This is a genomic window from Bacillus sp. Root920, from assembly GCF_001429445.1.
GTDB classification, from domain to species: Bacteria; Bacillota; Bacilli; order Bacillales; family Bacillaceae; genus Bacillus; species Bacillus safensis.
In genome coordinates, this window is sequence record NZ_LMJV01000008.1 from 21,156 (window position 1) to 32,316 (window position 11,161).

Annotated in this window: 8 protein-coding genes; 5 read left to right on the forward strand and 3 right to left on the reverse strand. The window is 43.1% G+C overall.

All coding sequences use genetic code 11. The annotated features are described in order from the left end of the window. Positions 1–148 precede the first annotated feature (148 nt). The gene (locus ASE42_RS13965; RefSeq protein WP_024426720.1) at positions 149–1,681 is read right to left on the reverse strand and encodes a multicopper oxidase family protein; all 1,533 of its coding nucleotides are present in this window, start codon (positions 1,679–1,681) and stop codon (positions 149–151) included. Between the two features lie 97 nt (positions 1,682–1,778). Further along, positions 1,779–3,167 (reverse strand): GABA permease, encoded by a 1,389-nt coding sequence (gene gabP, locus ASE42_RS13970; protein WP_024424482.1) that lies wholly within the window; start codon positions 3,165–3,167, stop codon positions 1,779–1,781. A 483-nt stretch (positions 3,168–3,650) separates the two neighbouring features. Here gabP and ASE42_RS13975 point away from each other — a divergent pair, with 483 nt between their 5' ends. The 5 genes from ASE42_RS13975 (at position 3,651) to guaA (ending at position 10,744) form a co-directional block, all read left to right on the forward strand. Further along, complete coding sequence (locus ASE42_RS13975) at positions 3,651–4,550, forward strand: cation diffusion facilitator family transporter (RefSeq protein ID WP_024426719.1); 900 nt, start codon at positions 3,651–3,653, stop codon at positions 4,548–4,550. Positions 4,551–4,652: 102 nt separating this feature from the next. After that, positions 4,653–5,615, forward strand: a complete 963-nt coding sequence (locus tag ASE42_RS13980) for an AAA family ATPase (RefSeq protein WP_024424484.1) — start codon at positions 4,653–4,655, stop codon at positions 5,613–5,615. A 101-nt stretch (positions 5,616–5,716) separates the two neighbouring features. Continuing rightward, positions 5,717–6,802: a DUF58 domain-containing protein gene (locus ASE42_RS13985; RefSeq protein WP_235566801.1), complete on the forward strand. Its 1,086-nt coding sequence runs from the start codon at positions 5,717–5,719 to the stop codon at positions 6,800–6,802. Positions 6,803–6,811: 9 nt separating this feature from the next. Next, positions 6,812–9,016 carry a DUF4129 domain-containing transglutaminase family protein gene (locus ASE42_RS13990; RefSeq protein WP_056767490.1) on the forward strand — a complete coding sequence of 735 codons (2,205 nt, stop codon included), beginning with the start codon at positions 6,812–6,814 and terminating at the stop codon, positions 9,014–9,016. A 186-nt stretch (positions 9,017–9,202) separates the two neighbouring features. Then, positions 9,203–10,744 (forward strand): glutamine-hydrolyzing GMP synthase, encoded by a 1,542-nt coding sequence (gene guaA, locus ASE42_RS13995; RefSeq protein ID WP_024424487.1) that lies wholly within the window; start codon positions 9,203–9,205, stop codon positions 10,742–10,744. A 79-nt stretch (positions 10,745–10,823) separates the two neighbouring features. Here the strand turns inward: guaA and ASE42_RS14000 are convergent, their stop codons facing one another. Further along, on the reverse strand, positions 10,824–11,159 hold the full coding sequence (locus ASE42_RS14000; RefSeq protein ID WP_056767494.1) for a YbaK/EbsC family protein: 336 nt from the start codon (positions 11,157–11,159) through the stop codon (positions 10,824–10,826). Positions 11,160–11,161 lie beyond the last annotated feature (2 nt).

The window sequence follows — 11,161 nt, forward strand, 5'->3', positions numbered from 1 at the left end:
AACGCTCTTCAAAGGAATGATTCATGCGATTTATTTTTCCATGTTGAAATGGATCATAAAAGGGCTAATGACTGGATGTCCGTTAGCCCCTTTGTAATCAGCTGTTTCATACAAGTTATACGCATTTGGCGGAAGAGTGGTTTCATTTTTACTGAATGATATCCATCGGCCTCATCATGTCATAATCTTCATGTTCTAAAATATGACAATGCCACACATACCGGCCGCTGTATGGAACAAAACGAGCAACGATCCGAATGACTTCACCTGCATGCGCCTGAATGGTGTCCTTGTAGCCTTGTTCATGTAAAGGAGGCGCTTCGTTTGGTCCTGTATACACGATTTCTCCTGTCGATTGATAGACTTCTGTATCAAATGGTCTTCTGTCTAAAACCCTAAATTGAACAAGATGCAAATGAATAGGGTGTGTACCCCTGGTTGGATTGACGATAGACCATACCTCTAGACTGCCAAGACGAGGATTTTCAGTGACAGGATCATTCCAAAAATGGTTATCGAGCAATAGGATAGGGCGGCCGTATTTATCCTGTGTGCCGGTAAGTGTGAGTTTACGCTCTCTATCAGCTCGACTTGGCCGAAGCGGTGGCAGCGGTTTGAAAATCGGACGTAATGTCTTAGGTACTCTCCCTTTTAGTGGACGTGTGACTTTGAATTGCATAATGTTCGCATCTGTTTCAGGGTTCACATCCTGTCCGCAGCCGGCTGTATTTTTGAGAGTGATCGTTTTGTTTTCGTAAGCTGAAAAGTCGATGATGACATCGAAACGTTCAGCAGGCGCGATGCTAAAGGATTGATGGCGAACGGGTCTTGGCAAAAAGCCCCCATCGGAACCGATTTGCAAGATTGTAGCGTCGTTATCTAGATGCAGCTCGTAAGTTCTAGTATTGGACGCATTTAAAATACGAAAACGGTATTTTCGCGGCTCTACTTCTAAATACGGCCATACTTTTCCATTGACTAAAATTGTTTCTCCACAAAAAAAGGGCACGATGGATGGGTCTGGTATGTCACTGTCCTCTGGTGTGTCGTTTGGTCTGCTAGGATAAAACAGTGAACCATCTTCCTGAAACGTCCGGTCCATAATCATTAAAGGAATGTCGTAGTCATCTTTCGGCAGCTCTAAAGACTTTTCAAATGCATCTGAGATCAAATAAAACCCAGCTAAACCGGCATACACATTTAGTCGTGTCAATGCCATGGCATGATCGTGATACCACAATGTGCAGGCTTGCTGATGATTTGGGTAGACGTAAGTCTCCCTTTCAAAAAAAGGACCGGTTGCTTCAAAGTCCCGTGAAAACCAGGCCTCTGGGTAGCCGTCACTGCTTGCTGGTGTGACGCCGCCATGCAGATGAACGACTGTTTTCACCTCTGGTTCATCGTGATGACCGGAGTGGATGGTGTGATCGACAGGCAGAAAATGTTTCAATGGCAATTTGTTCATCCATTTCACTTTGACCTTTTCATTTCGATTAGCTTTAATGGTTGGTCCAGGCAAGCTGCCATTATAGGTCCATAGCTTGGTTGGGGGCAGGTCTCTATGAACTTTTAAGAATACCTCCTCCATAGCAATTTCATAATACGTTTGTCTTGGGTTCTTTTTGACGGGCTCCGCGACTTCTGGAATTGGAAGCTCGTCAACAAATTTTTCTAGGTTCATGTTGACTAATCCTCACTTAAATTCAATTTGATACAGTATAAGTGCGGACATCCAAATAGGTGAATAAAATAAAAAAACCCGCTTTTCAGCGGGAGAATTAAGGGTGTTTATTTTCAAGCGCCGCATTTGCAGGCACTTTTTTATTCGGTTTAAAGATGAAATAAGCAGCCAGTACGCCAAAGGTAATGATACTCGTCAAAATGAGCTGTGGCCGCATGGATTCGATAAACAGCATCGATGCCAAGATGGCGCAAATGACCAAAATGGTAAAGTACGTGAGGTATGGGAACAGCCACATTTTGATTTTGAGCTGTTCTGGATTTTCTTTTTCGATTTTGCGTCGCATTCTTAATTGTGAAACGGCAATGACCAAGTAAACAAGAAGGGCAATGGCACCAGATGCGTTGACTAAGAACAAAAAGATGGTTTCAGGATAAAAGTAGTTCATCATGACGGCAATGTAGGAAAAGAAGGTACCTGCGACTGTAGCCGCTACAGGAACACCACGTTTGCTGATTTTCATAAAGCGTTTTGGCGCTTCGCCTCTTTCTGCTAATGAATAAAGCATTCTGGACGTTGTGTACAAGCCGGAGTTTAAACAAGATAGAACAGCTGTTAAGACAATGACGTTCATGACTTGAGCGGCTGATGGAACACCAATGTATTCTAATACCGCAACGAACGGGCTTGTTAAAATACTTGCGGAATTCCAAGGAAGCAAGGTGACAACGACAGCAATTGATCCGACATAGAATACGATAATACGCCATACAACAGAGCGGGTGGCTGTCGTCACAGATTTGACTGGGTCTGCTGATTCACCGGCCGCTATGGCCACAATCTCCGTTCCCATGAAGGAAAAGATGACGACGACGATTCCGAGTAACACAGAGCTGAATCCATTTGGAAGAAAACCGCCGTTCCCTGTTAGATTGGCAAGACCTGAAGTATGATGACCGCCAAAACCAAAGATAAATGCAAAACCAATGAGTAGAAAGAGAATGATGCTGACGACTTTAATTAATGAAAACCAATATTCAAATTCGCCAAAAGATTTAACAGAAAAGATATTTGTTAATGTTAAGAGGATTGTGAGGATAAGGCTTGTGAGCCAAACAGGTGCATCTCCATACCAATATTGAATAATGGCAGCACCGGCAATGGCTTCGATGGCGATGACGATCACCCAGAAGAACCAGTAAAGCCAGCCGATTGTAAACCCGGCCCATGGACCGATGGCATCGCTCGCATATTGTGAGAAAGAACCGCTTGTCGGATAGGCACATGCCATTTCTCCAAGCATTCTCATAATAAAGATCACCAGAAGTCCGGCAAAAGAATAGGAAAGAATGGATCCAGGCCCTGCAGAATGAATGACAGCGCCACTACCAACAAATAGCCCTGCCCCAATGACCCCAGCAATGGAAATCATCGAAATATGTCTTGTTTTAAGGTTTTTTTGAAGACCGTTTGTCATGTTGGACATTTCTTTACCTCCAAACATTTCTCATGAATAGAGAATTTGTTTTTAGAATATTTTAAATTTTATCATACTGAATTGTCATTCAGCATTGGACAGGTTATCAAACTGACATTTCAAACCTCTTAACATGATGTTAAAAAGTAGAAAGGATTTGAGAGATTATGTTCCCTCTTTTCCCTCTGTTTATTTTTAAAAAGAGCATAAAAAAAGAAGGAGGGAAGTTGTGTCTCAAAATAAAATTATTCTGATAATTTACCAGAGAAGAGTGATTTGACGATATGTCCATTTCGAAGAGAATTGGAAAAAGGTTGATGGGAGTAGGTCTTGAGGTCATTTGACCTTGTAAAAATAAGTTTACTTAGGTCAACACATTTCTATTTATCCTATTTTGCTGACATAAGCGAATCATGTTGCTGTAGACCCACACGGGCTTTGCTTTGTAAGATAAATAATAGAAAAGTGATGTGTGAGGAGGCGCGGTTCAACATGGAGCGCTATAACGAATTAAGACAAGGTGAAACAGGTGCTTGGGTCAGCATCATTGCCTATGTGATCTTATCTGCGGTCAAACTCATTATTGGGTATGTGTTTCATTCAGAGGCTCTTTCAGCAGATGGATTGAATAACACGACGGATATTATTGCATCCCTTGCTGTGTTGATTGGGCTGCGTATTTCTCAAAAGCCGCCTGATGAAGATCATCCGTATGGTCATTTTAGAGCGGAAAATATTGCGTCTCTTGTAGCTTCCTTTATCATGATGCTTGTTGGACTTCAGGTTTTGCTGAGTGCAGGCCAGTCGTTCTTCTCATCTGAGCATCAAACGCCGGATATGATCGCGGCTTGGACAGCAGCAGGAAGTGCTGTTGTGATGTACGGTGTGTATATTTATAACCGCAATCTGTCCAAACGAATTAATAGCCAGGCTCTCCATGCGGCAGCTGCTGATAATAAATCAGATGCGTATGTGAGTATTGGAACATTTGTAGGAATTATGGCCTCTCAATTTCAGCTGGCATGGATTGATACGCTAGCAGCCTTTGTCATTGGCTTAATTATTTGTAAAACTGCGTGGGAGATTTTCAGAGATGCCTCTCATTCGTTAACAGACGGTTTTCATATCAAAGATATGTCTAAATATAAAGAGACCATTGAAGCAACACCAGGAGTAGGCGATTTAAAGGATATAAAAGCGCGTTATCTTGGAAGTACAGTCCATGTGGATGTAGTGGTTGAGGTCGAACCTAACTTGAACATAGCAGAAAGCCATGATATTGCAGATGAAATTGAACGAAGAATGAAGCAGGAGCATGATATTTTACACTCTCATGTTCATATGGAGCCAGCAAGTAAGTCAAAAGAAGAGAAGAAGTCTTTCCCATCGTGAGAAGGCTTCTTTTTTATACGTGCTGATGTTATATGCAAATGCACGTTGTATGGTAAAGTTAGACTATATGAAATTTGACAGAAACGTGATAGGAGGATCAGGATGGCATTTGATGAACCGATGCATTCAGATTTACAAAAAATCGTAGATAACATCAATAAAGTCATGGTTGGGAAAAAAGACATTGCGATATTAAGCCTTGTTGCGATTTTGGCGAAGGGGCATGTGCTGCTCGAGGATGTGCCTGGTGTAGGGAAGACGATGATGGTTCGTGCTTTGGCAAAATCCATTGGCTGTGAGTTTAAGAGAATCCAATTCACTCCTGACCTTTTGCCTTCAGATGTAACAGGCGTGTCGATTTACAATAAAAAGACGAATGAATTTGAATTTAGGCAAGGACCGATCATGGGGCAGATTATTTTAGCTGATGAGATCAACCGGACCTCTCCTAAAACACAATCAGCATTGCTTGAAGCGATGGAGGAAGGCAGTGTCACAGTGGACGGAGAAACGATGCCGCTTGCGGATCCTTTTTTCGTCATGGCGACACAAAACCCAGTGGAATATGAAGGGACGTATCCGCTGCCAGAAGCGCAAATGGACCGGTTTTTATTCAAACTGCAGATGGGATATCCGACCATGCTCGAGGAGCTGGAGGTGCTCAACTTGCAGGAGAAGCAATCCCCGATTGATACGCTCCAAGCTGTCATGACAAAGGAACATATCCATGCGTTGCAGCAGGCTGTTCAGACCATTCATGTGGATGCATCCATTAAAGAATATATTGTTGAAATTGCTCAAGCGACGCGTAAACACCCATCTGTTTATCTAGGTGTGAGTCCAAGGGGATCGATCGCCTTGATGAAAGCGGCACAGGCGTATGCACTTTTGAATCAGCGCGATTATGTGATTCCTGATGATGTACAGTATTTGGCGACTTATACATTACCGCATCGTATGATTTTGACATCAGAAGCGACATATGAAGGGAAGAAGGCGGAGACACTGCTGCGGCAAATGCTTGAGCAAATTGGCGTGCCAGTTCAAAAGTCGATGACTCAATGAAGTCACGTCATCGTGTAGCAATTTCATTATGGTTAAGGGTGATGATGCTCATCATTCTCACTGCGGCAGCCTTTTGTTATGCCATGTTTCAGGGAGGGTTTGTGAGTTGGTTCCTTTTTTATGCATTTTTACCATATGCTTTGTATGCATTGCTGTTTGCACTTATTCCGCTTCGCGCGACAGCCAAGAGGACAATACAACAAACAAGCTTAAAGGCGGGGGATGTGCTGTCCGTTGACCTTGAAATCAAGCGGACACATCCATTTCCGTACGTTTACGTCATGATAGAGGATGCTCCGCCAGATACCTTTCACTTACAGGAACAGATTGAAATGAAGCAAATGCTTTTTCCTTGGTTTCGGAAAACTTGGCGATTTTCCTATCAATTGAATGATGTCATGCGGGGAGAGCATCATTTGACAGCGGTTAGAATCAAAACGGGTGATATGTTTGGGTTTGTTGAAAAAGAAATCATCATTCCGTTAGAGAAAAAGCTGCTTGTCTACCCAAAAGTGCTGGATATCCCTGTAGAGCCTGCTGAGTCAGTGAGTGAAAATGGAGGCAAAGCGGTTCACTCGTGGTTCAATGAACCGGCCCATGTGACAACAGGCGTACGGGAATATCAGCAAGGAGACCGTTTTGCTTGGGTGGACTGGAAGACGACGGCCAGAAGAGGCCAGCTGATGACGAAGGAATTTGAACAGAATCAAGCAAAGGACCTTGTTGTGTTTGCTGATTTTACTGATCAAGCTGTTTTTGAAACAGTCGTCTCTATTGCGGCATCTGTTCTTCAAACGGCTGTGAAAAAAGGAGTGCCGTCAGGTCTTGTCCCTCTAGGAGATCAGCATGCCTTTCGAGTCGATCAAGGAGAACTTCATTTACAGGACATGCTTTATTATTTAACAAGGGTGCAGCATCAGCCTTCCCGCGCACTAGAATATAAACCGTTAGCAGCGAGTGAGTACCAGCATTCAGGAAAATATGTCGTCACGGGTCAGCTGCAGGAGGAGCTTGCGGCAAGTCTCTTTGGAAATCGAAACAGAAAGAACATCACCGTGCTTTTAGTGAAGAAAGCCGTTGACCATTTCACGACAAAAGAAAAACAGCTTGTAGACCGGCTCAAGGCCTCTGGAATACGCATCACCCTTTTATTTGAAGACCGGCTGCACGAAAGAACTGTGAGGTGACAAACATTTATGCTGCATTCACATCTGCGGCAAAGCCGTTTTGAATTGTTCATCTATTATGCTGTAGCTTTTCTGCTGCTATGGGAGTGGCTTCGTCCGCTTCAAGATTTTACAGAGACGAGCCATACGTCTTATTTCATCATTTTTATCGGGCTTACGTGTTTGTTTACGTTCTTTCGTCTGAAGTGGTATGTGACGTTTCCTATTTGTGCTGGACTGATTTTGCTCGCCTTATATTTGATCTTTTATCAATCAGCGCCAGGCTATCCGGCTGCTTTGTTTGCTGATATCAAGGATAATATCACGTTAATGAGTATGGGCATGTGGAGTGATATGTACCCGTCTTTCCGCACATTGTTGTTTTATATTTTGCTGTGGCTGCTTGTCTACTTGCTACATTATTGGGTGGTCTATCAGCAGCGTATCTTTTTCTTTTTACTGATGACGATTGTGTATGTCACGATTCTTGATACGTTTACGCCATATGATGCGACCTTTGCGATCGTTCGTATTATGGTATTTGGCTTTTGTCTGCTTGGATTGCTGTATTTTGATCGACTGCGTTCAGCTGAGGGCGTTCGGGTGTCACAGAAAGCACGTCTAAAGTGGTTTTTGCCTATGCTGGCGCTTGTCCTTCTATCAGCGTCACTGGGTGCTTCTTTGCCAAAGTCTGATCCGAAATGGCCCGATCCTGTTCCGTTTTTTAAGGCGGTCACGAATCAAGATGGGACAGCCGGGCAGAATAAAGTGGGATATAGTGCAGATGATTCGGCGCTAGGCGGACCGTTTAGTGAGGACCGCACACCTGTTTTTAAATGGAGCGGAAAGGAGCCATCTTACTTTCGTGTAGAAACAAAAAGTATTTACACAGGAAAGGGCTGGGAGGATGCTTCAAATGATACGAAGCCTACTCGGCTAAAGGACGACACTGTGCCGAATCGGTGGTTTACTGAGCGAGTGAAAACAGAGGAGCATGAAACAAGAATTGATATAGAATCGGATTATCGATTTAATCATGCTGTTTATCCTATTGGAACGATCATGCTGACGCCAATGGAAAACATTCCGCTGCAAATCATGGGCAAAACGGAGAAAATTGTCCCGTCTATGCAAAACCCACCCAAAAATTTAGGGAACTATCAAGTCAGCTTTTTATCTCCTACATTTATCCTGGAGGATTTGCAGAGAATCAAAGTACCGACAAAGAAGCAGGTGAATCAGCAGGTTGGCCGTGAATATTTGCAGCTTCCATCTTCACTTCCAGAGCGTGTGAAAACTTTGGCAAACAGCTTAACGGAAACGAAAGATAATATGTATGATAAAGCGAAAGCCATCGAGGATTATTTAGGATCTGCGAAGTTTTCATATGAAACGCAGAATGTCGCTGTGCCTGGTCGTAATGAAGATTATGTGGATCAATTTTTATTTGATACGATGATCGGCTATTGTGATAATTTTTCAACCTCTATGATTGTGATGCTTCGTTCGATCGGAATTCCGGCGAGATGGGTGAAAGGGTATACGTCTGGCCAGTTATATGAAACACAAATGGATGGAAACAATGTGTATGAAGTGACCAATAACAATGCGCATTCATGGGTAGAGGTTTATTTTCCAAACAGAGGCTGGGTCACCTTTGAACCGACAAAAGGATTTACAAACCCAGAGACATTTACGAATGAAGCTGTTTCAAGCGATCAAACGGATGATCAAAAGGAAGAAGAAGATCAGTCTAGTTCTGATGCAAGTGAAGAAAAGCAGCAAGACCAGCCGAAGCAGCAGGAGACAGATCAGCCTGCACAACCAAAGGAACAAACAGCGCAGGCAAAGCCAAATATGGTGCATGTTGGTTGGGTTATAGGTTATGTGGCAGGAGCTATTGTCCTGCTTGGTTTCATCAGCTGGATGCTTTATCGATTCAGAACAAGATGGCTGCCATTCTTTATTGTAAGAAAGGTGAAACGTCTGCCAGAGGATGAAGCATTCTTCTATGCGTATGCTGCTCTATTAAAGCAGCTAGGGCGCAGAGGAATCGAGAAAAAGCCAGGTATGACGCTAAGAGAATTCGCTTCGTTGATTGATGAGAAGAATGGAGATCATCATATGTCAGAGCTGACGCAGGTTTATGAACGTGCGCTCTACCGGCGAGAGGATGCCTCGGCGCTTTGGCAGCAATCGGCAAAGTTATGGGAAAATTTAATAAACAGGAGATAGTCTTGACCGCGTACCTTCCTGTTGTTAGAATAGGTGAATATTAAAACCTTCTAAAATACATGAAATTGAAGCGTTCGGATGTGAGTCTGGGCGCTTCAAAAGCGTGATTCACACTGAGAGCAGGTTTTCTCCTCTCATTTTTTCTGTGCGTTTATAAAAAACTATATTGGACATAGAGGTGACACCATGACAAATTTAGTAAATGAAATGATTTTGGTTCTCGATTTCGGCAGTCAGTACAATCAGCTGATCACACGCCGTATTCGTGAATTTGGTGTGTACAGTGAGCTTCATCCGCACACTTTAACTGCTGAAGAAATTAAAGAAATGGCACCTAAAGGAATCATCCTTTCTGGTGGACCAAACAGTGTTTATGATGAAGGATCTTTCCGCTGTGATGAAAAGATCTTTGATCTGGACATTCCGGTTCTAGGCATTTGCTACGGCATGCAGCTCATGACTCACTATTTAGGCGGGAAAGTAGAAGCGGCCAGCCAGCGTGAATATGGAAAAGCAGATATCCATATTAACGGAACACCTGCTTTATTCAAAGACCTTCCAACTGATCAAGTCGTTTGGATGAGCCATGGTGACCTCGTTGTTGAAGTACCAGAAGGCTTTACAGTCGATGCAACAAGTGCACATTGTCCAAACTCAGCCATGAGCTTAGCTGAGAAGAATTTCTATGGCGTTCAATTCCATCCAGAGGTTCGTCACTCTGAGTACGGAAATGACCTATTGAAAAACTTTGTCTTCGGCGTGTGTGATTGTGATGGCAAATGGTCAATGGAGAACTTCATTGAAATCGAAATGCAGAAAATCCGTGAAACAGTAGGCGACAAGCAAGTATTGTGCGCACTAAGCGGCGGTGTGGATTCATCTGTTGTGGCGGTATTGATCCACAAAGCCATCGGCGATCAGCTGACATGTATTTTCGTTGACCACGGTCTGCTTCGCAAAGGCGAAGCAGAAGGGGTTATGAAAACATTTAGCGAAGGTTTCAACATGAACGTGATTAAAGTAGATGCGAAAGATCGTTTCTTAAACAAGCTAAAAGGTGTGTCTGATCCTGAGCAAAAACGTAAAATCATCGGTAATGAATTCATTTATGTATTCGATGATGAAGCGGACAAGCTAAAAGGAATCGACTACTTAGCACAAGGAACACTTTACACAGACATCATTGAGAGCGGAACAGCAACGGCACAAACAATCAAATCTCACCACAACGTAGGCGGTCTTCCAGAAGACATGCAGTTCGAATTGATTGAGCCACTCAATACGCTATTCAAGGATGAAGTTCGTGCCTTAGGTTCAGAGCTTGGCATTCCTGATGACATTGTCTGGAGACAGCCATTCCCAGGTCCAGGACTAGGTATCCGTGTACTAGGTGAAATTTCTGAAGAAAAACTAGAAATCGTCCGTGAATCGGATGCGATTCTACGCGAAGAAATTGCCAATTTCGGCCTTGAGCGCGACATCTGGCAATACTTCACGGTTCTCCCAGACATCCGCAGCGTAGGTGTTATGGGTGACGCAAGAACATACGACTACACAATCGGTATCCGTGCTGTTACATCTATTGATGGGATGACGAGTGATTGGGCAAGAATCCCTTGGGACGTGCTAGAAAAGATCTCAACTCGTATCGTCAATGAAGTGAAGCATATTAACCGCGTTGTGTATGATATTACGAGTAAGCCGCCTGCTACGATTGAATGGGAATAAATGTAAAAGAGCTAGAAACCTTTGTGTATCAAGGGTTTCTAACTCTTTTTTATTTTTAACTGCACTTTTCCCTTCCGTTTTAATGTGTTAATGAATCATTCCATCCCTTACACACATCAATCCATTGTGAATAACCGGAGTGTTTTTCTAATTGTTTTATTGTGAGTTCAATAGCACTGTTACTGCTTCCGCAGGCTGGATAGAATTTTTTGTTATCAACTTTTGCATCGCCAGAGGTCACAATTAAAATAGCTTGTCCCTTTACTAGAAAGGATAGTGTTTTTGCGATTCTTTCAGGTTCGCTGCCCAATGCAGAAGCAGCCAAGTCTACGGTGGCACTAGACACTGAAAATTCTTGAATTCGAGTATCCATATCATATTGTTTAAAATAATCTTTTACTTGTTTGATGGACATTA

Excerpts from the sequence above, each read along its gene's own strand:
- ASE42_RS14000 (WP_056767494.1), bottom strand. The coding sequence starts at position 11,159 with ATGTCCATCAAACAAGTAAAAGATTATTTTAAACAATATGATATGGAT.
- ASE42_RS13990 (WP_056767490.1), top strand. The coding sequence starts at position 6,812 with ATGCTGCATTCACATCTGCGGCAAAGCCGTTTTGAATTGTTCATCTAT.
- ASE42_RS13965 (WP_024426720.1), bottom strand. The coding sequence starts at position 1,681 with ATGAACCTAGAAAAATTTGTTGACGAGCTTCCAATTCCAGAAGTCGCG.
- ASE42_RS13975 (WP_024426719.1), top strand. The coding sequence starts at position 3,651 with ATGGAGCGCTATAACGAATTAAGACAAGGTGAAACAGGTGCTTGGGTC.
- gabP (WP_024424482.1), bottom strand. The coding sequence starts at position 3,167 with ATGTCCAACATGACAAACGGTCTTCAAAAAAACCTTAAAACAAGACAT.
- guaA (WP_024424487.1), top strand. The coding sequence starts at position 9,203 with ATGACAAATTTAGTAAATGAAATGATTTTGGTTCTCGATTTCGGCAGT.
- ASE42_RS13980 (WP_024424484.1), top strand. The coding sequence starts at position 4,653 with ATGGCATTTGATGAACCGATGCATTCAGATTTACAAAAAATCGTAGAT.